Below are 25,184 nucleotides of genomic sequence, written 5' to 3' on the forward strand. Positions count from 1 at the left end.
GCCTCCCGCTCGCTGCATGGCAACACGCTTGATAACAACAATAAAACGAAGCTTTGAGGAGGCTGCATGGCCTTTCACCCAATCGCCGCAGACGATGACGACGGCAGTGGCGTCGGCGTTGCGCGCAAGTATGCCTGGATCGTCTTCGCACTGACGTTCGGCCTGCTGATTTCCGATTACATGTCGCGTCAGGTACTGAATGCGGTGTTCCCGATGCTCAAGGGCGAGTGGGCCCTGAGCGACGGTCAGCTCGGTCTGCTCAGTGGCGTTGTCGCCCTGATGGTCGGCCTGCTCACCTTCCCCTTGTCGTTGTTGGCGGATCGCTTCGGTCGGGTCAAGAGCCTGGCGTTGATGGCGCTGTTGTGGAGCCTGGCCACACTGGGCTGCGCGTTGGCGCAGGACTACCAGCAGATGTTTATCGCCCGCTTCATGGTGGGGGTCGGTGAGGCGGCCTATGGCAGCGTCGGCATCGCGGTGGTGATTTCGGTGTTTCCCAAACACATGCGTGCAACGCTGGCCAGTGCCTTCATGGCGGGCGGCATGTTTGGCTCGGTATTAGGCATGGCGCTGGGCGGTGCCATCGCCGCCAAACTGGGCTGGCGCTGGTCGTTCGCCGGCATGGCGCTGTTCGGCCTGCTGCTGGCGGTGCTTTACCCGATCATCGTCAAGGAAGCACGCATTGCTCCGCAACGTGCCGCGCAGGCGGCGAACAAGGCGGCTGCCGCGGTCAAGCGTCCGCTACGTACGCTGTTTTCCAGCCGCTCGGTGATCGCTGCCTACATCGGCAGTGGCTTGCAACTGTTCGTCGGCGGCACCGTGATCGTGTGGATGCCCAGCTACCTCAATCGTTATTACGACATGGCCACGGACAAGGCGGGCGGCGTCGCGGCGATCATCGTGCTGTGCAGCGGCGCGGGGATGATCCTGTGCGGCATGCTCAGCGATCGACTGTGTCGCCCTTCGCCGGAGCGCAAAGTCGCTTTGGCCATCGCCTATTGCCTGGGCAGTTGTCTGCTGTTGTCGACGGCCTTCGCCCTGCCGCCAGGGCCTGTGCAATTGGTGCTGATCTGCCTGGGGATGTTGATTGCCGCCGGCACGACCGGTCCTTGCGGAGCCATGGTTGCCAACCTGACCCATTACTCGGTCCATGGCACGGCCTTCGCCACGCTGACCTTGGCCAACAACATGCTGGGGCTGGCGCCTGGGCCGTTCATCACCGGCCGGGTGTCCGACCTCATCGGCTTGCAGGCGGCTTTTCAAATGGTGCCACTGGTCAGTATCGCGGCAGCGGCCGTGTTCTTTTACGCCAAGTGTCATTACCACAAGGACATGGCCCGGCTTCAGGGCGAGCAAGTCCACGATTCGATTGGCAAAGCGGTGTTAGAGGTGAAGTTGTGAGTGGTCGTTTACGTATTGATGTGTTTTTCGATTTCATCTGCCCCTGGTGCCTGATCGGCAAGCGCCAACTTGCGCGCGCGCAAGACCTGCTGCGTGTCCGGCAACCCGGCGTGGAAATCACCACGGTGTGGCACGGGGTGCAATTGCTGCCGCAGCTGCCGGCACAGGGTGAACCCTTTGTCGATTTTTACCTCAAGCGCCTGGGCAGTCTTAAAGCCGTAGCGATGCGCCTGGCCCAGGTGCAGCAGGCTGCGATGGCGGTGGGCGTGCCCATCGATTTGAGTCGTATCGTCCGCATGCCCAATACCGCCGACGCCCATCGCTTGCTGGAGCGTGCGAGGGTGCTCGGCAATAGCGCCCAATGCGATGTTTTGCTTGAGCGTTTGTTCGCTGCTTACTTCCAGCTCCAGGGATCAGAGAGCGGTGAGGATCTGGGCTGCCAGGAGACCTTGCTTGCCATCGCCCGGTCGTGTGGCTTCGACCCTGATGCCATGGCCTCCTGCCTGCAAGGCGACGGCGATCCTTACATTGGCAACGAGGCGGGAGCCGCCAGCGGCGTGCCCAGTTTTCAGTTCGATGGTCGCCTGACAGTGGTGGGCGCTCAGCCTGCCGAGGCGCTATTTGACGCCATGTGCGAAGCCTTGCTCGACAGTCATCGCGCGCGGCAACCGGCATGAGTCTTCGAATCCCCGTGCCCGCTGGAAAACTCCCGCCGGCAGGCGGTCGTGCGCTGTTCGAATGCGATGGTAAAAGCCTGGCGTTATTCAACATCGAAGGAGACCTGTTCGCCATTGACGACAGTTGCCCGCACCAGGGCGCCTCGTTGTGTGGCGGGCGCCTTGAGGGGCGGGTGATCCAGTGCTGCGCCCATGGCCTGCGCTTCGATCTGCGCAGCGGTTACTTGCTCAATTCAACCCAGGTCAAAGTTGCCAACTATCCGGTCGAGACAATTGACGGCCAGGCATTCATCGTCATCGCTTGCGAGGAGCCCGCGCCATGAACGCTATCGCGCTTACCCGTATCCACAGCCGAACGCGCGAATTGGCGCCAGGCTTTATCGTCAGCTTGATCGTGGCGGCCGCCGCGTCCTTTTTGTCCGAGCACTACGGTGCGCCGGTGATGCTGTTTGCCTTGCTGTTGGGCATGGCGCTGAACTTCCTGGCCAGTGAGGGTGCCTGCAAGGCTGGCATCGAATTCACTGCACGCACTGTGTTGCGCATTGGCGTGGCCTTGCTCGGCATGCGCATCACCCTTGAGCAGATTGCCGCGCTGGGCTGGAAGCCTGTGGCGCTGGTGGTGATTCTGGTGGTGGTGACGATCGGCGTCTCGGTGATCGCGGCCAAGGCGATGGGGTTTCAGCGCTTGTTCGGCATGCTCACCGGCGGGGCCACTGCGATTTGTGGTGCTTCGGCGGCGTTGGCGCTGGCGGCGGCGTTGCCCAATCATCCACAGAAAGAACGTGCGACGTTGTTCACGGTGATCGGGGTGTCGGCGCTGTCGACCCTGGCAATGATCGTGTACCCGATGATTGCCAATTGGCTGTCGTTGTCGCCGCAAGTGGCGGGGGTGTTCCTGGGGGCGACCATCCACGATGTCGCCCAGGTCGTCGGCGCTGGTTACAGCCTGTCGACCGAGACCGGCGATACCGCCACGGTGGTCAAGTTGATGCGGGTGGCGATGCTGCTGCCGGTGATCGTTTGTGCGGCGATGGTCACGCGTATGCAGGGTGCCGATCCGACCGGCAAGCGGCCACCGCTGCTACCGTGGTTCGCCGTCGGTTTTCTGCTGTTGGCCTGTATCAACAGCACCGGCTGGATCGCCCCGGTGGTGCAAGGTTCGGTCAATGAACTGTCGCGCTGGTGCCTGGTGGTTTCCATCAGCGCCCTGGGTATGAAGACTCAGCTCAAGGAGCTGGCGGCGGTCGGTATCAAACCCATTCTGCTGATGGTGGGGGAGACGGTGTTCCTGGTCGTGCTGGTGTTGCTGTTGCTGCGCTGGGGGCTGTAGGCACACAAAATCCTGTGGCGAGGGAGCTTGCTCCCGTTGGGGTGCGAAGCGGCCCCAAAACGCCTCGCCGCGTACTTTCTGAAAAAATGCAGTGGTCTTAAAAAAGGGGCTGCTTCGCACCCCAACGGGAGCAAGCTCCCTCGCCACAGGACTCTCGGCCGGTGTCACTGATACCGGTTCTTTTACGGCGACTGTGCCAGCAGTCGCCGTTTTTTTTTGGCTCAGGTTTTTTGCGGTGCGGGCAGGGTGGTTGGGGCAGTCGGTGACTTGACGGTGTGTTTTTGTGCGCTGCGCCATGTAGCGGGCGGCATGCCGAACTGGGTGATGAACCAGCGTGTGAAGGAGCTCGCCATGGAGTAGCCGAGCATGTCGGCGATCCGGCCCAGCGAGTAATTCGGATTGTCCAGGTAGCGCAGCACCAGGTCGCGGCGCACGTCGTTGATCAGGTCGTTGAAGGCGCAGCCGTCGTCTTTGAGGCGGCGCTGCAGAGTCCGGACATTCATGCCCTGGGTCTGGGCGATCTGCTCGATGGTGGCGCGTCCCATCGGCAGCAGCAGGTAGATGGCTTTGCGCACCTCGAACAGTATCGACGGGCCTTCGTGGTTGAGCAGCGAGTCGAGGTAACTCTGGGCGTAGCGCGCCATGGCCGGGTCGGCATTGGGGTTGGTCATGTCGAGGCTGGCGTCGGAGCAGACAATGCCATTGAACTCACTGCCGAACTCCAGCGTGCAGCCGAACAGGCGGCGATGCAGTTGCAGGTTGTCCGGGGGCTGGTGCGTGAAGTTGACGCTGTAGGGGTGCCAGTGTGTACCGAGCAAGGCAGCGCACAGGCGGAACATGACCCCGATGGCCAGCTCAGTGGCCTGGCGGGAAGGCATTGGCGATTCAGTGACCACCTCCTCGCGAATGATCACCATCTTGTCGGCCTCTTCAATGAAGATGGCCAGCGAATCATTCATCAGGTGACGGTAATTCACCACGACCTGCAAGGCATCACGCAGCGTACGTTGGTGGCTGAGGAGCAGGCTGACGACTCCGAAGTCCGAGAGCTGGCGCGACTCGGCCATGCTCAGGCCGAAATTCTGGCAGCCGCTGGCGGCGGCCGAGTCTTCCAGCAGGCGTACGGCGGCATCAATGGGAATGCGGTGTTCGGGCGCTTGCAGCAGGGCTTTGCTCAGGCCGACGCCGGCCAGTACATCGCGCGGGTTGAACCCCAGGTATTGAGTGACTTCCAGGTAGTTGGTCAAGACGGCGGCGCGAACAAGCTTGGGCATGCGAAAGTCTTTCCTGGGCCGGTTGCGATTCAAATGAGCGTGGCGACTATATCCAGCACATCAGCAATTGAACAGTTGCGAGGTTGTCGAGGGCGCTCGCTCAAATCTGTCCAGGATCACCTCCGTTGTCGTGGCGCAATCGACGCTCACCCGTTGATTACAGTGACCCGCAGAGAACCTGAGGGGATTTACGACCAATGGTCGCCGCGTGCCGATCCCTGGAAATTTGTCATGAAAAGAAAAGTGCCTGACGTCCAATGAAAAGCGCTTCGGGTGGGCGCTCTTTAATGTCAGTCCTACAAAAAGCCCCTGGCCAATAGAGCCAGTCGAGTCATCGAGAAAGCGAAGGTGTTGACGTGGACAAACTGCAAACTGCCGCAACCGTTCTGATCGTACCGGGCCTGCGCGAGCACGTTGCCGAGCATTGGCAAACGCTGCTTGAAGCCAGGTTGTGCAAGGTGCGCAGTGTGCCGCCGCAGGCAACCGACAAGCTCGATTGCGCCAAGCGGGTCGAAGCGATTCAACACCAGCTGGAGCAGATCGATGGGCCGGTGATTCTGGTGGCCCACAGCGCGGGCGTGTTGATGGTCGCACATTGGGCTGCGCAACACAGCCGGCCGATCAAGGGCGCGCTGCTGGCCACTCCTCCGGATCTCGATGCTGATTGGCCGCAAGGCTACCCATCCGCTGAAACCCTGCGTACCCAGGGTTGGAACCCCCTGCCAAAAGGGCCGCTGCCGTTCCGCAGTCTGGTGGCCGCCAGTACCAACGACCATCTCGCCAGCCTGGCCGCCGTCACTCAGCTGGCTGAAGGCTGGGGCAGTGAACTGCTCAACGTGGGCGACGCAGGTCATCTCAATCCGGCTGCAGGCTTTGGCCACTGGCCTCAAGCCGAAGCTCTCATCCTGGAGCTGGACCGCTAGTTCAGGCGCCGGGTGGCCCCCAGTCATCCGGCATTTGCCCTCATTCCTGAAAAACGCAAACCCCTGGAACAAGGGGGTGTGAGGGCGGCTGCGCTTAAAACAAATACAAAAAGGCGGAGACAACGCAATGCACAACAATAAGAGTCACGGGTTCGCCCCCTCGCGATGCACCTTGTTGGCCTCGGCCATTCTGGGCGCCGCCGTGCCGGTCGCGCAGGCGGTCGAGCTGGACACAGGTAACCCGGACTGGACCGCGCGCCTGGATAACACCGTCAAGTACAACTACGGTGTGCGCACCGAAAGCGCCGACAAGCGCCTGTTGGCGACGCCGAACAACAACGATGGCGACTACAATTTCCGCAAGGCCGGAACCAACATCACCAACCGCGTTGACCTGTTGACCGAAATGGATGTGGTCTACAAGGACCACATGGGCTTTCGCGTCAGCGCCGCCAGTTGGTATGACAAGGCCTACGAGAACACCGGCTCCAATTCCAACCCGTTCGTCAATGGCAATGACGCAAGGTCGGGTCTGGTCGCCAACGATCCGCGCCTGGCCGGGGTCACGGGCGACAATGTCGGCAATGGCAGCCCCCACCTAAGCCACTACGCCGAGCGTTACTACACCGGTCCTTCCGGCGAAATCCTCGATGCCTTCGTGTTCTACAGCACCGAAGTGGGCGAGGAGTCGCTGTTGAGCGTCAAGGCCGGTCAACACAACGTGTTCTGGGGCGAGACCATCCTCAACCCGGTGCACTCGATCAGCTACGGCCAGTCCGGGCTGGACCTGGCCAAACTGGCCGCCTCGCCGGGAACCGAAGCCAAGGAACTGTTCGTTCCGCGTAACCAGCTGTCGATGTCGTTCACCGTCAATCCCGAGTTGACCGTGGCCGCTCAGTACTTCCTCGATTGGGATGCCGCCCGCCTGCCGGAAGCCGGTACTTACTATGGCGGCTCCGATCTGGTCGGCTTCGGTGCGCAGTCGTTCCTGCTGGGCAACACCAATGGCGTGGTGCCGGGCAGCCCGTTGGGTTGCGGTCTGGCACCCTGCAACAGTTTGACCAATGTGCGTCGCGGTCATGACCTGACGCCGGACAAGCGCGGCGACTGGGGGGTAATGGCCAAGTGGTCGCCGGCCTGGCTGGATGGCACCCTCGGTGTTTACTACCGCAATACCTCGGAAATCCTGCCGCAAGCCTGGCTGAACGCCACCGGGCTGACGTCGGCCAATCCCAACGGCACCCCGCCTGCCGGCATGGTGCCGGCGGTGGTCAACACCCTCAATTCGTTGAGCACCAGCACCTATCAACTGGCCTATGCCGACAACATTCAGATCTTTGGCCTGAGCCTGTCCAAGGATGTGCGCGGTATCAGTGTGGGTTCGGACCTTAACATTCGTCACAACATGCCGCTGGCCAGTATTCCGGCGATTGTCAGCTCGACCGGGCCGCAGGGTTTCGGCGCCGGTCTGGGCCTGCTGCCGGCCCGTACGGCGGCCACCGGTGTGATCTATGACACCCCGCAAAAGGGCGACAGCCTGAGTGCCACCGGTGACACGTTGCACTGGACGCTCAACGGCCTGATGACATTCCCGAAAACACCGGTGTTCGATTCGGCCAGCCTGCTCGCCGAGTTGTACTACAGCAACCTGCTCAAGCTCGATAGCAAGAACGAAGCGCTCTACAAGGGCCAGGACACCTATCGCGGCATCGACCAGCCGACCCGGGACAACTGGGGCATCGCGGTCAACTTCACACCGACCTGGTACCAGGTATTCCCGGGGGTCGATCTCAACGCCCCGATGTCCATCAACGTCGGCCTCGCCGGCGTGTCACCGGTGTCCGGTGGCGGTGCCAAAGACACCGGCAACTATGCCTTGGGCGTGGGTGCCGTTGTGTACAACAAATACTTCATCGACCTGAAGTACGTGGACTCCTTCGGCAAGACCGACAAGTGCGACGTCAGTGGTTTGAGCACCGGCGCGGCCAATGCCGGCAGCGGAGACGGCTCCACACCCAATGCCTTTAGCGGCAATGAAAACTACGCGTGTTACGGCGGTGGCTACTCGGCCTTCTCCGGTGGTGGTGCCACGACAGAGGACCGTGGCGCCGTTTACCTGACGATGAAAACCACTTTTTGATTCACCACTGGCTTACGCAAAGTAAGCAGGAGAATAACAAGATGAAATGTGTGCAAACCGTGTTAGCCGCCTCGTTGGCGATGGTTATTGCCAGCCAGGCACAGGCCGCTGTATCGGCTCAGGAAGCCGCCAGGCTCGGCACCAGCCTGACCCTGGTCGGGGCTGAAAAAGCCGGGAATGCCGACGGATCCATCCCCGCCTATGACGGTGGCCTGACCACGCCGCCGGTCAGCTTCAAATCCGGTGACAGCATGCGCCCGGATCCTTACGCCAACGAAAAGCCGGTGCTGGTGATCGACGGCAAGAACGTCGATCAGTACAAGGGCTTGCTCAGTGCAACCACCGCGGAACTGGCCAAGCGGTTCCCAAGTTTCCACGTCAATGTCTACCCGACCCACCGTACCGTCTCTTTGCCCAAGGCGGTGCTGGACAACGGGGTGAAAAATGCCACCGGCGCCAAGTCCCTCGAGGGCGGATTGGCCGTCGATAACGTGCTGCCCGGCGTACCGTTCCCGATTCCGCAGACGGGTAACGAGGTGATGTGGAACTTCCTGTTGCGTTATCAGGGCGTCAGCATCAACTCCAAGTACGACTCCTGGAACGTCGACTCCGCAGGCATTCCGAGCCTGGCGACCACCGGGCAGGCGTTCATTTCCTATCCGATCTACGAGAACCTGGCGCAGCCGATCAGCAGCGCCGACGTGTACTACCAGATGAAGCTCTCCTACACCGGCCCTGCGCGCCGGGCCGGTGAAGCGGTGATGCTCAAGGACGCCGCCAACCCGCTGCAGCAACCGCGCCGTGCCTGGCAATACTTGCCTGGCCAGCGTCGGGTCAAGTTGGCACCGAACCTGGCGTACGACACGCCCAACCCCGGCACCGCCGGCGCGGGCACCTACGACGATGTTTTCGTGTTCAACGGTGCACTGGACCGCTACGACTGGAAGCTGGTGGGCAAGCAGGAAATGATCGTGCCCTACAACACTTACAAGCTGACCTACGCCCAGGACCCCAAGTCGCTGACCACTGCCAATCACCTGGCACCCGATTATGTGCGTTGGGAAAAACATCGCGTCTGGGTGGTGGAGGGCAATCTCAAGGCTGGCGCCCGACACATCTATCAGAAGCGTCGCTTCTACCTCGATGAAGACAGTTGGACCGCTCTGGCCTCTGACCAGTACGACGCCCGTGGTCAGCTGTACCGTGGCTCTTTCGCGTTCCTCAGCCAGAGCTACGACAAGCAAGTTCCGGACTCCACGCCCTTCATGATCTACGACCTGGTGGGTGGCTCCTACAACATCAACGGTGTGGTGGGCCCTTACGGCGGGATCAAGTACATCGAGCCGCTCTCCAAGGCGCAGTGGTCGTCGGAATCCCTGGCAGGTAGCGGGATTCGCTAAGCAAACCGTGACAACGCGTCCGTGCGTTCCGTTGCCCGCAAGGCAAGGGAGCGCACGACGGTCGGCGTATGCCGAACGTTTCGGGCGCCAGGTTTGAAAGTCAGGCACACGGATGTGTGTCCCGGCGCGGTTATCCGAAGAGGACGCGGTATGTGTTCGTACAAAAATTATCTGCGGCTGGCGCTCGGCGCACTGCTTGCAATGTTGCAGGGCTTGAGCCAGGCCTCCGGTTATGTCGACGTGCTGGATCTGCCGGCCAGGGTCAGCGCCCCGGCTATCAACAGCCCGCTATCGGGCATGGCCCGCGCCGGCGATCGTCTGGTTGCAGTCGGGCAGCGTGGGCACATTCTGTATTCCGATGATGCCGGCAAACACTGGCAGCAGGCCGCCGTGCCGGTCAGTGCCGACCTCAATGCCGTCAGTTTTCCCTCCGCCACCCAAGGCTGGGCAGTGGGCGGCGACGGTGTGGTGTTGCACAGCAGTGACGCGGGTGCGACCTGGCGCAAGCAACTGGATGGCCGCGAGATCGGCGCCTTGCTGGTCAAGCATTACCAGGCGTTGGCCGGTGCAGAACCGGGCAATGAACAATGGCCACTGCTGGTCGCCGAAGGCGAGCGCCTGGTGGCGCAGGGCGCCGACAAACCCTTGCTCGATGTCTGGTTCGCCAACGACCGCCTCGGTTATGTGGTCGGTGTGTTCAACCTGATCCTGCGCACCGAGGATGGTGGCCAGAACTGGACACCGTTCCAGGACCGCACCGACAACCCGCAGGGCTTTCACCTCAACGCCATCGCCTCCACCGGCGATGCGTTGTACATCGCCGGTGAGCAGGGCCTGTTGCTCAAATGGAACAACGCCGATCAGCGCTTCACCGCCGTGCCGACACCCTATCAGGGCAGTTTTTTCGGCGTGCTCGGAAAACCCGGCGAAGTGATTGCCTACGGCCTGCGCGGCAACGTGCTGCGCAGCACCGACGGCGGCCTCAACTGGACCCCGCTGGACAGTGGCCTGCACGTCAGCATCACCGCCGGCCTCGTCGATAACCGTGGCAACTATCGCTTGTTCACCCAGGGCGGGCAGATGCTGGTCAGCCAGGGCACAGGCGCGCAATTGCACCTGGTTCAGCAACCGGCATCGACCCCGGTGACCGGCGCCGCTCAGTCCGCCGACGGTGCGCTGGTGCTGGTTGGCAGCCGTGGTGCACGGACGCTGTCCGTTGATTAAGTCCTCGAACCCTTAGAGCGAGAACCCAGACATGGGCCATACCAAACAAGAAACCATGCCGGTGATCCGCGATCTGCGGGATTTCGACCGCCATTCCGGCAACCGGCTGGAGCGGCTGGTGTTCAACTATCGTCCGCTGTTCATGCTGCTGATGGCGCTGGTCACCCTGATGCTGGGCTACATGGCCGCGACTCGCCTGGAGCTGCGTCCAAGCTTCGAAAAGATGATTCCGCAGAGCCAGCCGTACATCCAGAACTTCCTGGAAAACCGCCAGTCGCTGCGCGGTTTGGGGAACTCGGTACGGGTGGTGGTGGAGAACACTCAGGGCGATATCTTCGACCCCGGTTACCTGGACGTGCTCAAACAGGTCAACGACCGATTGTTCCTTGCCGAGGGTGTCGACCGTGCCTGGATGAAGTCGTTGTGGAGCCCGGCGGTGCGCTGGACCGAAGTCACCGAGGAAGGTTTCCAGGGCGGCCCGGTGATGCCCGATACCTACCAGGGCAAGCCGGCAGAAATAGAACAGCTGCGCCAGAACATTTCCCGCGCCGGTATCGTCGGCAGTCTGGTGGCCAGCGACTACAAATCGAGCATGCTGATCGTGCCGCTGCTGGACAAGGCCACGGCCAGCGGTCAGCGCATCGACTACCACGCCTTTTCGCAAATGCTCGAAGAACAGTTGCGCGACCAGATCGAGTTTGCAGGAGATAGTGCTGCACGCAAGGCCGGGGAGGAGGGCAAGGGCCCGTACAAAGTCCGGGTGATCGGTTTCGCCAAACTGATGGGCGACCTGATCGACGGGTTGATCCAGGTGATGATGTTTTTTGGCCTGGCCGTCGTCACTTCGCTGATCATCATTTACGCCTACACCCGATGCGTGCGCAGCACCTTGCTGGTGGTCGGCTGCTCGCTGATCGCGGTGGTCTGGCAGTTGGGCATCGTCGCCTGGCTCGGCTATGCCATCGACCCTTACTCGGTGCTCGTGCCTTTCCTGATCTTCGCCATCGGCGTGTCCCACGCGGCGCAGAAGATGAACGGCATCATGCAAGATATCGCCCGTGGCACCCACAGACTGATCGCCGCACGCTACACCTTCCGCCGCCTGTTCATTGCCGGCGTTACCGCGCTGCTGGCCGACGCCGTCGGCTTCGCGGTACTGATGCTGATCGATATTCCGGTGATCCGGGATCTGGCGATCACCGCCAGTATCGGTGTGGCGGTGCTGATTTTCACTTCGCTGTTGCTGATGCCGGTGGCGCTGTCTTATGTCGGCGTGGGCGCCAGGGCTGCCGAGCGTGCGCTGAACATCGACACGCGCGCCGAAGGGCACAAAGGCTTCGGCAAACTGTGGGACTTGCTCGACCGCTTCACCACGGCCAAATGGGCCACGGGGGCGGTAGTGGTCGCGGTACTGATGGGCATCGGCGGTTTCATGATCAGCCAGCAGCTGAAGATCGGCGATCTGGAAAGTGGCGCACCGGAGTTGCGTGCCGACTCTCGCTATAACCGTGATAACGCCTACATCACCAGCCACTACGCGCTGTCCAGCGACCTGTTCGCGGTGATGATCAAGACCGCGCCGGAAGGCTGCCTGAGCTACAAGACACTGATTCTCGCCGATCGCCTGGCCTGGGAGCTGCAGCAGTATCCGGGCGTACAGGCCACGACTTCGCTGGTTAACGCGGTGCGCCAGATCACCGCCGGCACCTATGAAGGCAACCCCAAGCTCAACAGCATCCAGCGCAATCAGGACGTATTGAATTACGCCGCGCAGCAAGCCTCGGTCAACTCCCCGGAGTTGTTCAACACCGATTGTTCGCTGATGCCAGTGATCACTTTCCTCAAGGACCACAAGGCCGAGACCCTGGATGCCGTGGTGGGCATCGCCGAAAAATTTGCCCAGGAGAACAACAGCGACGATCGCCAGTTCCTGCTGGCGGCCGGGTCGGCCGGGATTGAGGCGGCGACCAACATTGTGGTGCGCGAGGCCAATCGCACCATGCTGCTTTACGTCTATGCGGCGGTGACGCTGTTCTGTCTGATCACCTTCCGCAGTTGGCGCGCAACCCTGGTCGCCCTGTTGCCATTGGTCCTGACCTCGATCCTGTGCGAGGCGCTGATGGTGGCCATGGGCATAGGCGTGAAGGTCGCGACCCTGCCGGTGATCGCACTGGGCGTGGGCATCGGCGTGGACTACGCCTTGTACCTGCTCAGCGTGCAATTGCATTTCCAGCGCCAGGGCCTGCCGCTGAGCCAGGCCTACCGCAGCGCCGTGTCGTTCACTGGCCGGGTGGTGGGCCTGGTGGGCATCACCCTCGCGGCGGGCGTGGTGTGCTGGGTCTGGTCGCCGATCAAGTTCCAGGCCGACATGGGCATCCTGCTGACCTTCATGTTCCTGTGGAACATGCTCGGCGCGCTGATCCTGATCCCGGCCCTGTCGTACTTCTTGCTGCGTCACCCCGTTGCGCAAGCTGATGTGGCGCAAACCGCTGAAACCGATACAACCCAACGTCAGGCCATGTCGCATGCCCTGACCACTTCTGAGTAAGCCAACTATGTCTGATTACAAAGCTCCCTTGCGCGACATGCGCTTCGTACTCAACGAGGTCTTCGAGGTGTCCCGGCTCTGGGCCAGATTGCCTGGCCTGGCCGAGGTGATCGATGAAGAAACGGCTGCCGCGATCCTTGAAGAGGCCGGCAAGATCAGCGCCGAGGTGGTCGCGCCGCTGAACCGCAGCAGCGATGAGCAGGGCTGCACCTGGAGCAATGGCATCGTCATCGCTCCCGAAGGTTTTGTCGCGGCTTATCAAGCGTTCGCCGCAGGCGGTTGGGTGGGCGTCGGCGGTGACCCACAGTTCGGTGGCATGGGCATGCCCAAGGCCATTTCGGCTCAGGTCGAGGAGATGGTCAACTCGGCGAGTCTGTCGTTCGGCCTGTACCCGATGTTGACCGCCGGGGCGTGCCTGTCGATCAATGCCCATGCCAGCCAGGAACTCAAGGAGCGTTATCTGCCGAACATGTATGCCGGCACCTGGACCGGTTCCATGTGCCTGACCGAGGCGCATGCCGGCACCGACCTGGGCCTGATTCGCACCCGAGCCGAGCCTCAGGCCGACGGCAGTTTCAAGATCAGTGGCAGCAAGATTTTCATCACCGGCGGCGAGCACGACCTGACCGAAAACATCATTCACCTGGTGCTGGCCAGACTGCCGGATGCACCCGCCGGCCCCAAGGGCATTTCACTGTTCCTGGTGCCCAAGGTGCTGGTGAATGCCGATGGCTCGCTGGGTGAGCGTAACGCGCTGTCCTGCGGTTCAATCGAACACAAGATGGGCATCAAGGCGTCCGCGACCTGCGTGATGAACTTCGACGGGGCCACTGGCTGGATCGTCGATGCGCCGAACAAGGGGCTGGCGGCGATGTTCACCATGATGAACTACGAACGCCTGGGCGTGGGTATCCAGGGCCTGGCGTTGGGTGAGCGCTCGTACCAGAACGCCGTCGCATACGCCCGTGACCGTCTGCAAAGCCGTTCGCCGACGGGCGCGCAGAGCAAGGACAAGGCTGCCGATCCGATCATCGTGCATCCGGATGTACGGCGGATGCTGTTGACCATGAAGGCCTTGAACGAAGGCGGGCGGGCGTTTTCCAGCTACGTGGCCCTGCAACTGGATACCGCCAGGTACAGCGATGACGCGCCAACCCGCACCCGTGCCCAGGAACTGGTGTCGCTGCTGACACCTGTGGCCAAGGCGTTCCTCACCGACATGGGGCTGGAAACCACGGTGCACGGCCAGCAAATCTTCGGCGGCCACGGTTACATCCGCGAATGGGGCCAGGAGCAATTGGTTCGCGATGTGCGCATCACTCAGATCTACGAAGGCACCAACGGCATTCAGTCGCTGGACCTGGCCGGGCGCAAAATAGTCGCCAGCGGCGGGGCGCTCTACCGCTTGTTCGCCGCCGAAGTTCGCCACTACACCGCCAACGCCTGCGCTGACCTGGGTGAGTTCACCAAACCGTTGAACGCCGCGATGGACACCCTTGACGAACTGACCGCGTGGCTGCTGGATCGAGCCCAGAGCAACCCGAATGAAATCGGCGCGGCCTCGGTCGAGTACCTGCATGTGTTCGGCTACACCGCGTACGCCTACATGTGGACGCGAATGGCCAAGACTGCGATGAGTACGCACTCCAAGGACGTTTTCTATGCCAGTAAACTGGCCACCGCGCGCTTCTACTTCGCCCGCCTGCTGCCGCGCATCCACTCGCTGAGTGCATCGGCCAGGGCCGGTAGCGAATGCCTCTTTGAACTGGAAGCAGCGCAGTTCTGATCGAAAGGGCACTGTGCCCATTTCGTCACCCTCCGTCCCTAAACCGATCAAGCCACCGCTCCTTGGATAGACCACGCTGAACGGTCTGTCCTAGGAGATGACCATGATTCGACTGACCCTGATCGAAGCCCGTGAATTGGCCGAATCGATCCTGTTGCACAACGGTTTTAACCTGGCCCATGCGCAAGCGGTGGCGGCGACGGTGATCGCTGGCGAGCGCGATGGCTGTGCGTCCCACGGTTTGTACCGGATTCTGGGCTGCGTGAATTCCCTGCGGGCCGGCAAGGTGTCGGCCGACGCCGAGCCACGGGTGATCGACCAGGCACCGTCGATTGTGCGGATGGATGCCGGGGGTGGTTTTTCGCAGTTGGCGTTCCAGGCGGGGCTGCCGTTACTGGAAGAGAAAACCCGGGCCAATGGGATTGCGGCGCTGGCGATCAATCGTTGTGTGCATTTCTCGGCGCTGTGGGTGGAGATCGAACAGTTGACCGCCGCCGGGCTGGTGGCGCTGGCGTGTAATCCGAGTCATGCCTGGGTGGCGCCGGCCGGGGGACGGGTGCCGGTGTTCGGCACCAATCCCATTGCCTTTGGCTGGCCACGCGTGGGGCAGGATCCGTTTGTGTTCGACTTCGCCACCAGTGCAATTGCCCGTGGCGATATCGAGTTGCATCGGCGTGCCGGCAAGGCGATTCCCGAGGGCTGGGGCGTGGACGCCGAGGGGCGGCCGAGCACCGATGCCAACGTGGTGCTCGATAGCGGCGCGATGCTGACGTTCGGTGGGCACAAGGGCTCGGCGCTGGCGGCGATGGTGGAGTTGATTGCCGGGCCTTTGATCGGTGACCTGACCAGTGCCGAGTCACTGGCTTACGACGCGGGCAGCAAGTCATCGCCCTACCATGGCGAGTTGATCATCGCGCTGGATCCGCGACGTTTTCTGGGAGCGGCCACTGAAGAGCACTTGGCCCGGGCCGAGGTGTTGTTTCAAGGGATTGAAGGGCAGGGCGCGCGCTTGCCGTCGCAACGGCGTTATGCGGCACGGGCGCACAGTTTGGTGGAGGGCGTGCAGATTCCCGAGGCGCTGTACAACGATCTGAAAGCACTGCTGACTTGATAATCCGAACTCCTGTGGAAGCGAGCCTGTGTGGCGAGGGGGCTTGTGTGGTGAGGGGGCTTGCCCCCGTTCGGCTGCGTAGCAGTCGTAAAACCATTACATGCGGTGTACCTGATACACCGCGATTGCAGGTTTTGGGGCCGCTTCGCAACCCAACGGGGGCAAGCCCCCTCACCACACAAGCCCCCTCGCCACACAGGAGCGTAGTGTTGTCAGGCCGGTTCGCGGTGGCTGGTGCCATCGACCAGGCGGGCAATGCCCAGCGGGTTGGCGTTTTTCAGGGCGTCGGGCAGCAAGGCATCCGGGCAGTTCTGGTAGCACACCGGGCGCAGGAAACGCTCGATGGCCAGGCTGCCGACCGACGTGCCACGGGCGTCGGAGGTCGCCGGGTAAGGACCGCCATGCACCATCGCATCGCACACTTCAACGCCGGTGGGGTAGCCATTGAACAGTACCCGGCCGACCTTTTGTTCCAGCAGCACCAGCAGATCGGCGTGTTCCTTCAGGTCCTGCTCTTCGCCAATCAAAGTGGCGGTGAGTTGACCGTGCAAACTGTTCAGCGCTTGTTGTAACTCGGCTTTATCGGCCACTTCGACGACGAGGGTGGTCGGGCCGAACACTTCTTCCTGCAACAGCGGATCACCCTTGAGCAGCAGGCTGACGTCGGCCTTGAACAGTTGCGGCCGGGCTTGATTACCGTGCTGGTCCTGGCCTGCCAGATGGCTTATCCCTGGATGGTCGACTAACGCCTGCACACCTTTTTCGTAGCTGGCGAGGGTGCCGGCGTTGAGCATGGTTTGCGCCGGCTGTTCGGCCATCAAGGCACTGAGCCGAGCGGTGAACGCGCTGAACTGTGGTGAGCCAATACCGATTACCAACCCCGGATTGGTACAGAACTGACCGCACCCCTGAACCACCGACGCCACCAGTTCACCGGCGATTTTTTCGCCCCGTGCGCGCAGGGCTTCAGGCAATACCAGCACCGGGTTGATGCTGCTCATTTCGGCGAATACGGGAATCGGTTGTGGCCGTGCGGCGGCCATGTCACAGAGGGCACGACCGCCTTTGAGCGAGCCGGTGAAACCGACGGCCTGGATCGCCGGATGCTTGACCAGCGTTTCACCGACGCCCGCGCCGTAGATCATGTTGAACACGCCTTTAGGCATGTCGGTTTGCTCGGCGGCGCGGATGATTGCGTCGGCCACGTGTTCAGCGGTCGCCATGTGTCCGCTGTGGGCCTTGAACACCACCGGGCAACCGGCGGCCAGAGCAGCCGCGGTATCACCGCCAGCGGTGGAAAAGGCCAGCGGGAAGTTACTGGCGCCGAACACGGCCACCGGACCGATGCCGATCCGGTATTGGCGCAGGTCGACCCGTGGCAGAGGCTGACGTTCGGGCAACGCGCGGTCGATACGCGCCCCATAGAAATCGCCCCGGCGCAGCACCTGGGCGAACAGGCGCATCTGGCCGCTGGTACGGCTGCGTTCGCCCTGGATGCGTGCGGTCGGCAGGGCGGTTTCGCGGGTGACCAGGGCGACGAATTCGTCATCCAGGGCATCCAGTTGCGCGGCGATGGCCTCGAGAAATTCTGCACGGCGTGTCGCCGGCAAGTTACGAAAGGCAGGGTAAGCGGCAGCGGCGGCTTGGGCAGCAGCGTGCACTTCCTCGGCGGTGGCTTGCATGAACGAATAGGGCAGCGCTGCGCCGGTGCTGGCGTCATGGCTCTGCATCGCGATGTTGCCAGCGGCGCTGCGGGCACCGCCGATGTAGTTGTGGCCGATGATCTGGGGCATGGAAAAACTCCTGTTGGAATGCGAGGCCAAATGCCGTTGGTTGAGAAATGCCAGGCGTAGCGCGGCGACCCGTAGCAGCTGCCGAAGGCTGCGTTCGGCGGCGAAGCCGTCGTAAATCATGCACCGCGGTATTTCGGCCACACCGCGGTGCATGGTTTACGACCGCTACGCGCTCGAACGCAGCCTTCGGCAGCTGCTACAGGTTGCGTACTGGCGATTAAGCCAACCGGCGTGTGGCGGCCGGTTCGAGGTTATCCAGCGCAGCAATTCGCGCAGCGGATTCGGCATCCACCTGGTGCAATGACTTGCCACGGGTTTCCCGGGTCAGGCCGACAGCCACGATGGAGATCAGCGCAGCGCCCACCAGGTACCAGGCGATCGGTGTCGAGCTGTGGTACTTGTTGAGCAGGGTGATGGCGATCAGCGGCGCGAGGGATCCGGCGAAGATCGGCGCCACCTGGTAGCACAGCGAAAGGGCGGTGTAGCGCACGTGGGTCGGGAACATTTCGGCCATCAGCGCCGAGTAGGGCGCATAGGTCATCGACTCGATGGCCAGGCCCAGGGTGATGGCGCCGATGATCAGCCAATTGTTGCCGGTGTCCATCATCGGGAAGCCGATGAAGCCCCAGAACGCAGTGAGCACCGCGCCGATCAGGTACACCGGTTTGCGCCCGACGATATCCGACAGATAGCCCATCAACGGGATCAGGAAAAAGTGCAGCAAGTGCGCGCCGAACATCAGCAACAGAATCTCTGAGGTGTCCTTGTGCACCACCAGTTTCAGGTAGGTGATCGAAAAGGTGACCACGGTGTAATAGAGGATGTTCTCGGCAAACCGCGCGCCGATCCCCACCAGCACCGCGCGCCAGTGATGACGCAGCACTTCTACCACGCCCAGTTGTTGCTGCTTGGTCTGCGCTTGCCGGGCCTGGGCCTCCTTGAAAATCGGCGCGTCATCGACGCTGGTGCGAATCCAGTAGCCGATCAGCACCACCACCGCCGAGAACCAGAACGCCACGCGCCAGCCCCAGGCGAGGAATTGTTGTTCCGACAGGTTTGACGACAACAGCAGCAGGGCGACGGTCGCCACCAGGTTACCGGCCGGCACCCCGGCTTGCGGCCAACTGGCCCAGAAGCCCCGGCGATTGTCCGGGCAGTGTTCGGACACCAGCAGAATCGCGCCACCCCATTCGCCCCCAAAGGCAAAGCCCTGAATCAGCCGCAGCAGCACCAATAACACTGGCGCGGCATAGCCGATGCTGTCGAAGCCGGGCAGGCAACCCATCAGGAACGTGGTGATGCCAACCACCACCAGGCTCAGTTGCAGCAGGCGCTTGCGGCCGAATTTGTCACCGTAGTGACCGAACACCAGACCGCCCAACGGACGGGCGAGGAAGCCGACGGCGTACAGGGCGAAGGCGGCGATGATGCCGTCGATCGGACTGTCGGTCTGACGGAAGAACAGTTGGCCGAAGACCAAGGCCGAGGCGGTGCCGTAGAGAAAGAATTCATACCACTCGGCGACAGTGCCGGCCATGGCGGCGGCCACTACGCGTTTGAGTCCCGAGGGTGTGGTTGCGCTGGAGGTGCTGTGAGGATTGGACATGCTGACGTTTCCTGTAGAGGCGCGAAAACAGGTAGCCGGGCCGGACCCGCGAGGATCCGCCCGGCAATCACTCAGAGACCGACGTCCGGCAACTCCGGACGGTTGGCCATGGCCTTGGCCATGATCTGTTCGACGAACTCCCGATCAGCTTGCGGCAGTGCCAGGCGTGGCGGACGGGTCAGGGCGCTGCCGCGACCGGCGATGGCTTCGCAGAGTTTGATGCACTGCACCAGGTCGGCACGGGCATCGAGGTGCAGGATCGGCATCAGCCATTCGTAGATCGGCATGGCTTCGGCGAAGCGACCGGCCTTGGCCAGGCGGAAGATGGTCTCGCCTTCTTTCGGGAATACGTTCGACATGCCCGAGACCCAGCCTTCGGCACCCACCGCGATGCTTTCCAGCACCACGTCATCGAGACCTGCGAACAGCACGAAACGGTCGCCGACTTCATTGCGCACGTCGATGAAACGGCGGGTATCGCCGGAGGAATCCTTGAAGCACACCACGTTGTCGCAGTCGGCCAGGGAAATCAGGATGTCCGGGGTGACGTCGTTTTTGTAGATCGGCGGGTTGTTGTAAACCATCAACGGTACGTCGGCGTTCTTCGCCACGTAGCGGTAATGCTCGGCGGTCTCGAACGGCTTGGAACCGTAGACCAGCGCCGGCATCAGCATCACGCCGTCGACACCGACCCTGCGCACCGCGTTCGCCACCTTGGCCGCTTGCACGCTGGTGAATTCAGCCACACCGCAAATCACCGGCACACGGCCGCGAGAGGCGTCGACCGCAACTTCGGTCACGGCGATTTTTTCTTCGGCGGTCAATGAGGTGTTTTCCCCCACCGAACCACACACCACCAGGCCCGATACGCCGTCACGGATCACGTTGGAAATCACCTGGTGGGTTTTTTCCAGGTTGATGGAGAAGTCATCGTTGAATTGAGTGGTCACCGCGGGGAAGACGCCACTCCAGTTAATGCGCTTGCTCATTGTTGCCTCCGGTTCGTTTTTGTATTTCGTATACGATATTTTAAATGCCGATACTCGGCCAGTGGTTTTTTCAATCAATCAGGGTTTTTTATAGCCGTTGGTCTGGGGGAGTTTCAGGCGCCGGGCCAGGTGTCTGACAGGCGATAGCCCTGTGGCCAGGGATCGCTGGGGTCGAGCAGCAATTGGTGGGTGCCGGTGATCCAGGCCCGGCCGGAAATGCACGGGTAGATCGCCGGGCGGCCGGCCACTTCGGTCATCGAATCGATGCGGCAATGGAATTCGGAACCGAGGATCGAACGGCCGATAAAGCGCTCGCCAACCTGCATCAATCCCTTGGCCTGCAACACTGCCATACGCGCCGAACAACCAGTGCCGGTGGGCGAGCGGTCGATCTTGCCGGGTTGAATCACCACGGCGTTGGCCCCGGTGGCGATGCCATTTTCAACCACGATGGGCGCGGCAATCTGGCAGAAGGAAATATGCGACCACTCGGGGTTCAGCGGATGGACGAAGCCCAGTTGTTCATTGGCCGCGCGGGTGATTTTCAACCCGACCTCGACCAGCTCGGCCGCCTCGTCAGGGCGGATGGAAAAGCCCAGGCTTTTGGCGTCGGCGATGACAAAACTGTCGCCACCGTACGCGGTGTCGACCTGTAACGAGCCGAGGCCTTCGACTTCGATCCAGGCGTCGAGGCGATCAGCGAAGGAGGGCACGTTCTTGATTTCCACCCGTTCGACCTTGCCGTCGCGGCAATCGGCCACGGCCTCGATCAAGCCGCCGGGCGCTTCGAGCACCAGCCGGGTTTGCGGTTCGGTCATCGGCAGGATGCCGCTGTCGAGCAGCACCGTGGCGACGCACAGCGAGTTGGAGCCGGACATCGGTGGCGTGTCGGCCGGTTCCATGATGATCCAGGCCATTTGCGCCCGAGGGTCCTTGGCCGGCACCAGCAGGTTGACGTGGCGGAACACGCCACCACGGGGTTCGTTGAGGACGAAATTGCGCAGGGTTTCATCCTTGGCGATCCAGCGCGATTGCTCCCACACGGTGGCGCCGGGCGGTGGGGCGACACCGCCGACGATCACATCGCCGACTTCGCCTTCGGCGTGGCAACTGACCACATGAATGACTTTCGATGAACGCATGGCTGACTCCTTTTATCGCCGGTCGTTATTTCACTGATTTGAGAAACGCCGCCGTTTCCGCATGTATCGGATTGCCAATCACCTGATCCGGCGAGCCGATCTCGTGCACCAGGCCATTGCGAAAGAACGCCACACGGTCGGACACATCGCGGGCAAAGCGGATTTCGTGGGTCACCAGCACCATGGTCATGCCGTCTTCGGCGAGCATGCGCATGGTGTCCAGCACCTCGCCGACCAATTGCGGATCGAGGGCCGAGGTGGCTTCGTCGAACAGCATGTAGTCCGGCGACATGGCCAGGGCGCGGGCGATGGCCATGCGTTGCTGCTGGCCTCCGGACAACTTGCCGGGGAAGGTCTTGAGCTTGTCGCCAAGGCCCACGTGGGTCAGTTGCTGCACCGCCAGCGCCTCGGCGTCGCACTTGCTTTTGCCCAAAACCTTGCGCGGCGCCAACATCACGTTTTCCAGCACGGTCAGGTGCGGGAAGGCATTCCATTGTTGGAACACGATGCCGATTTTCTGCCGCAGGCGGTTGAGGTCGGTGGCGCTGTGATGAACCTCGACGCCATCGACGCGGATGTTGCCTTTCTGGATCGGCTCCAGGCCGTTGATGCACATCAGCAGGGTCGATTTGCCGGAGCCCGAGCCGCCGATGATCGACACCACTTCGCCCTTGTCCACCGTCAGGCTGACACCCTTGACCACGGCCAGATCGCCGAAGGATTTATGTACGTTGTCGATCTCAATCATTTTCTTGCCACCTTCTTTCCAGACGAGCGCCCAGGCGTGCAACCACCAGGCTCATGACGTAATAGATAAGGCCCGCGACGCACAGCACCAGCAACGGTTCCTGAATGCGGGTGACGATGGTTTGCGAGGCGCGCAGCAGTTCGACGATGCCGATCCACATCACCAGCGCGGTGTCTTTCATCACACCGAGCACCAGGTTCAGCCAGCCGGGGAAGGCCACGCGGGTGGCCATTGGCAGGACGATCCAGCGCAGGTCCTGCAAAAAGCTCAGGCCCAGCGAACGACTGGCCCGCCGCAGGGTGAACGGCACCGACAGCACGCCGCTGCGCACGATCTCGGTGAAGTACGCGGCGGTGTAGACCCCCAGCACAATGCAGCCGACGCTGAAGGCACTGATGTTCAAGCCGACGATGCTTTTGAGCGAGTTGAACAGCACGAACTGGATCAACAGCGGCACGCTGCGAAACACGTCCAGCACCCAGGCCAGGGGCAGGCTGGCGCGTGGCAACAGCGCTCGCAACAGGCCAAACAACAGCCCGGCGAAGGAGCCGAGGATGATCGACCAGAACGTCAGTTGCAGGGTGACCCAGGCGCCGTCGAGCAGGAACAGCAGGTCATTCCAGGAAAAACTGGTGGAAAACATGGTCAAGCCCTCAGTAACGGAACAACCGCCAGGCCATCAGCCGGGCTGACGCGACGATCGCCTTGGCAATCAGGTAATAGAGCGCCGCGGCGATGGCGAAGTATTCGAAGGTGCGGAACGTTTTGACGTTGTAGTCCTGGGTCACCCCGGTCAGGTCATTGTTCAGCCCGACGATCACCCCCAGCGACGTCATCAGCACCGCCCAGACCATCTGATTGGTCAGCGGGTAGAAGACGATCCGCAACAGCTGCGGGACGATGATCATGCGGTAGGCCTGGAAGGCACTCATGCCCAGCGAACGCGCGGCGCGCACTTGCGTGTCGGGTACGGCCTTGAGGCCGCCGCGAAAGTTCTCCGCCAGATACCCGGCATTGTTGAAGGTGATCCCGGCGAGCAGGGCGAACCATGAGCTGACGTGCAAGCCCAGCGAGCCGAGGCCGAAGTAGAGGACGTAGATCTGGAACAGCGACGGGGTGTTGCGCGCGATCGATACCCAGCCGTTGCCGATACCGCGCAGCAGCGGGGTTTTGCTTTCGCGCATCACCGTCAGGGCCAGGGCGATCAGCACGCCGAAGATCATCGACAACGCGGCGGTCTCGAAAGTGACCCAGGCGCCAGCGAGCATGTCCGGCAGGGCGCGCAGGGTGGCGCGCCATTGGAAGGTGTAATCAAACATGCGCGAGAGTCTCCAGAGGGGCGGCGGTTTGCAGCCAGGCCGGCAGACGACCGCTGGCCGTGGCACTGCAAGCGGTATCGACACATTCAGCCAGGCTGGCGAAGTGCACCTTGCGGCCCACCAGGCCGGGTGCGTAATGGGCGTATTTGCCGGAGTTGGTCATCAAGGTTGTTGCGCCCGGCGGGATCACCGGTTCGCCGAGCATGCACCAGCAAGTATCGGTGACCAGGGTCGCGCCGAAGGCTTCGATCACGGCGATATGCCCGGCTTCGCGAGCCTGCTCCAGCACGGCGCGGCCGCAAGTAATGGCGAGGACCACGTCGGGGTGTTTGCGTCGACCGAGGCACAACCGCGCAAGATGAGCGAACTCACTGAGGGAGAAATGCGGGTTACCCAGCGAGACCACATCCACCCGGCTGTCGCGGGCACTGTTGAGTTCGCGCCAACTGACCAATAGGTCCTTCAGGCGGATTGTTTCCACGGGTAGGGCTACATCTCCCTCCAGCACCTGCGCCGGGTCGATAGCTTCCGGGGTGATCCCGGCGATATGGAATAACGGGGCGGCGGAGGTGGTGGCAAACGCTGCGCCGAACGCCTTGAGGTCGTCCAGGCTCGGCTTGCGGTTTTCCAACCCGCGCACCAGTGGAATCCGGCTGCCCGCCAGCGCGCCGATGTGGTAACCGAGCAGCGGGTAGAAGGCATCGTCCAGTTCACCCAGGGCGGGCACTTCGACCTGCAATCGGGCCTTGCGTTGTGCGTCCAGGTGGCAGCCGATCAACGGGGCGCGGCCGGTCAGGGCGATGCAGATGTCCAGGTAGTCCGGGTACTTCAGGGTGCGTGCCCCCAGCACGCTGTTGGCGTAGACCACCGCGTTGGATTCGGCCCAGACGATCTGCTCGCCCGCCTTCGGCGCGCTGTCGAGCAGGTAGGGTGCGCAGGTGAAACTGAGTTGCGCACCCATCGCCATATAGGCATCGCCCAAGGCACTGGCCGGTTCGCCGAGCGCCGGGTCGATGCCCAATTCGCGCCAGCGACGCTGGTCCACGGAAATTGAATTGAGGGTGGTGGGCACCCGCACTTTGGCGCCCCATTGCACCAGTTGTTCGGCAAAGCGCAGGCTCGCAGGTCCGGTGTAGATGCAGCCGTCGATGTGCGCCTGGGTGACATCCACCAGGCGGCGGGCACCTTGCAGTTCGGCCATGCGCAGAACAATCTGCATGGCCACTTGCGCAGCCTTGCCATGCTGGCCGTCGAGCAGCGCCCGATCGTGTTCGGTGAGTTCGATCGGGGCGCTTGGGTCTTGCGTTTGCAGCGTGCTGTCGAGTGCCTGCCAGGCATCGCCTGGCAGGTGTTCGAACACGGTTACCGAGGCGCCGTCGACCCGAGCGAAGGCCTTGCCGCGCAACGCGGCGAAGGCCTCCCGGCCGATGCACAGCACCGGCAGGGAGCGCTCGAAAATCGTCTGCGCGACGAGCACGCCCAAGGTCAGAATCTCATCGGGTTCGGCCAGCACCAATGCGGCCGGTGCGTGGCCGTTGCTGATCAGTTCCATCAACACGCTGCTGCCGGTGCACGAGCCGCGTCCGCTGGGAATAGCCAGCACGCGGCCGGCCAGGTATTCGCCGCTGAGCGGGTGGTGACGGTCAATGATCTCGCCGCTAAACGGATCGACCCCGCCCCAGAAACTCAACCCGATATCGGCGAACAGCAGGGCGCCCTCGGCGGCGCCCGCGACCAGGCTGCGACCGGTCAGAGAAGTGGGCCTAGGCATGCCGG

General features: G+C 62.2%; 20 protein-coding genes. 11 read left to right on the plus strand and 9 right to left on the minus strand.

Features of this window, described 5'->3' with window-relative positions; translation table 11 throughout:
- The first annotated feature begins 66 nt into the window (after window positions 1-66).
- Genes PGR6_RS08840 through PGR6_RS08855 form a run of 4 tightly spaced genes read left to right on the plus strand, consistent with a single transcriptional unit; the run spans window position 67 to window position 3,405 of the window.
- Entirely contained in the window at window positions 67-1,398 is a 1,332-nt protein-coding gene (locus tag PGR6_RS08840; RefSeq protein ID WP_018928320.1) for an MFS transporter, read from the plus strand.
- The gene (locus PGR6_RS08845) at window positions 1,395-2,075 is read left to right on the plus strand and encodes a DsbA family oxidoreductase (protein WP_064616843.1); all 681 of its coding nucleotides are present in this window, start codon (window positions 1,395-1,397) and stop codon (window positions 2,073-2,075) included. The genes PGR6_RS08840 and PGR6_RS08845 overlap by 4 nt, the downstream gene beginning before the upstream one ends.
- Complete coding sequence (locus tag PGR6_RS08850) at window positions 2,072-2,398, plus strand: Rieske (2Fe-2S) protein (RefSeq protein WP_026286598.1); 327 nt, start codon at window positions 2,072-2,074, stop codon at window positions 2,396-2,398. The genes PGR6_RS08845 and PGR6_RS08850 overlap by 4 nt, the downstream gene beginning before the upstream one ends.
- Entirely contained in the window at window positions 2,395-3,405 is a 1,011-nt protein-coding gene (locus tag PGR6_RS08855) for a YeiH family protein (protein WP_064616844.1), read from the plus strand. The genes PGR6_RS08850 and PGR6_RS08855 overlap by 4 nt, the downstream gene beginning before the upstream one ends.
- A 221-nt stretch (window positions 3,406-3,626) precedes the next feature.
- On the opposite strand, the gene PGR6_RS08860 is transcribed toward PGR6_RS08855, so the two are convergent.
- Window positions 3,627-4,679, minus strand: a complete 1,053-nt coding sequence (locus PGR6_RS08860) for an AraC family transcriptional regulator (RefSeq protein ID WP_018928316.1) — start codon at window positions 4,677-4,679, stop codon at window positions 3,627-3,629.
- A 356-nt stretch (window positions 4,680-5,035) separates the two neighbouring features.
- Here PGR6_RS08860 and PGR6_RS08865 point away from each other — a divergent pair, with 356 nt between their 5' ends.
- The 7 genes from PGR6_RS08865 (at window position 5,036) to PGR6_RS08895 (ending at window position 15,811) form a co-directional block, all read left to right on the plus strand.
- Window positions 5,036-5,602, plus strand: a complete 567-nt coding sequence (locus tag PGR6_RS08865; protein ID WP_064616845.1) for an RBBP9/YdeN family alpha/beta hydrolase — start codon at window positions 5,036-5,038, stop codon at window positions 5,600-5,602.
- Between the two features lie 127 nt (window positions 5,603-5,729).
- Window positions 5,730-7,742, plus strand: a complete 2,013-nt coding sequence (locus PGR6_RS08870; protein ID WP_064616846.1) for a DUF1302 domain-containing protein — start codon at window positions 5,730-5,732, stop codon at window positions 7,740-7,742.
- 41 nt (window positions 7,743-7,783) lie between these two features.
- Entirely contained in the window at window positions 7,784-9,142 is a 1,359-nt protein-coding gene (locus PGR6_RS08875; protein WP_064616847.1) for a DUF1329 domain-containing protein, read from the plus strand.
- 150 nt (window positions 9,143-9,292) lie between these two features.
- The gene (locus tag PGR6_RS08880) at window positions 9,293-10,366 is read left to right on the plus strand and encodes a WD40/YVTN/BNR-like repeat-containing protein (protein WP_064616848.1); all 1,074 of its coding nucleotides are present in this window, start codon (window positions 9,293-9,295) and stop codon (window positions 10,364-10,366) included.
- 31 nt (window positions 10,367-10,397) lie between these two features.
- Window positions 10,398-12,914 carry an efflux RND transporter permease subunit gene (locus PGR6_RS08885; RefSeq protein WP_064616849.1) on the plus strand — a complete coding sequence of 839 codons (2,517 nt, stop codon included), beginning with the start codon at window positions 10,398-10,400 and terminating at the stop codon, window positions 12,912-12,914.
- 7 nt (window positions 12,915-12,921) lie between these two features.
- A complete protein-coding gene (locus tag PGR6_RS08890) occupies window positions 12,922-14,700 on the plus strand; it encodes an acyl-CoA dehydrogenase C-terminal domain-containing protein (RefSeq protein ID WP_064616850.1) in 1,779 nt (592 codons plus the stop codon).
- Between the two features lie 103 nt (window positions 14,701-14,803).
- Window positions 14,804-15,811, plus strand: a complete 1,008-nt coding sequence (locus tag PGR6_RS08895) for an Ldh family oxidoreductase (protein ID WP_064616851.1) — start codon at window positions 14,804-14,806, stop codon at window positions 15,809-15,811.
- A 212-nt stretch (window positions 15,812-16,023) separates the two neighbouring features.
- Here the strand turns inward: PGR6_RS08895 and PGR6_RS08900 are convergent, their stop codons facing one another.
- The 8 genes from PGR6_RS08900 to lhpI form a co-directional block, all read right to left on the minus strand.
- Complete coding sequence (locus PGR6_RS08900; RefSeq protein WP_064621214.1) at window positions 16,024-17,604, minus strand: aldehyde dehydrogenase (NADP(+)); 1,581 nt, start codon at window positions 17,602-17,604, stop codon at window positions 16,024-16,026.
- Window positions 17,605-17,821: 217 nt separating this feature from the next.
- On the minus strand, window positions 17,822-19,210 hold the full coding sequence (gene abaF, locus PGR6_RS08905; protein WP_064616852.1) for a fosfomycin efflux MFS transporter AbaF: 1,389 nt from the start codon (window positions 19,208-19,210) through the stop codon (window positions 17,822-17,824).
- A 71-nt stretch (window positions 19,211-19,281) separates the two neighbouring features.
- Entirely contained in the window at window positions 19,282-20,199 is a 918-nt protein-coding gene (locus tag PGR6_RS08910) for a dihydrodipicolinate synthase family protein (RefSeq protein ID WP_018928306.1), read from the minus strand.
- Between the two features lie 113 nt (window positions 20,200-20,312).
- Complete coding sequence (locus PGR6_RS08915) at window positions 20,313-21,341, minus strand: trans-3-hydroxy-L-proline dehydratase (protein WP_064616853.1); 1,029 nt, start codon at window positions 21,339-21,341, stop codon at window positions 20,313-20,315.
- Window positions 21,342-21,366: 25 nt separating this feature from the next.
- Window positions 21,367-22,089 carry an amino acid ABC transporter ATP-binding protein gene (locus tag PGR6_RS08920; RefSeq protein ID WP_064616854.1) on the minus strand — a complete coding sequence of 241 codons (723 nt, stop codon included), beginning with the start codon at window positions 22,087-22,089 and terminating at the stop codon, window positions 21,367-21,369.
- Window positions 22,082-22,732 carry an amino acid ABC transporter permease gene (locus tag PGR6_RS08925; protein ID WP_064616855.1) on the minus strand — a complete coding sequence of 217 codons (651 nt, stop codon included), beginning with the start codon at window positions 22,730-22,732 and terminating at the stop codon, window positions 22,082-22,084. Before PGR6_RS08925 ends, PGR6_RS08920 begins: the two co-directional genes overlap by 8 nt.
- A 10-nt stretch (window positions 22,733-22,742) precedes the next feature.
- Window positions 22,743-23,408 (minus strand): amino acid ABC transporter permease, encoded by a 666-nt coding sequence (locus PGR6_RS08930; RefSeq protein ID WP_018928302.1) that lies wholly within the window; start codon window positions 23,406-23,408, stop codon window positions 22,743-22,745.
- The gene (gene lhpI, locus PGR6_RS08935) at window positions 23,401-25,179 is read right to left on the minus strand and encodes a cis-3-hydroxy-L-proline dehydratase (protein WP_064616856.1); all 1,779 of its coding nucleotides are present in this window, start codon (window positions 25,177-25,179) and stop codon (window positions 23,401-23,403) included. Before lhpI ends, PGR6_RS08930 begins: the two co-directional genes overlap by 8 nt.
- Window positions 25,180-25,184: the final 5 nt, after the last annotated feature.

It is taken from the genome of Pseudomonas sp. GR 6-02, assembly GCF_001655615.1.
Taxonomy (GTDB): domain Bacteria; phylum Pseudomonadota; class Gammaproteobacteria; order Pseudomonadales; family Pseudomonadaceae; genus Aquipseudomonas.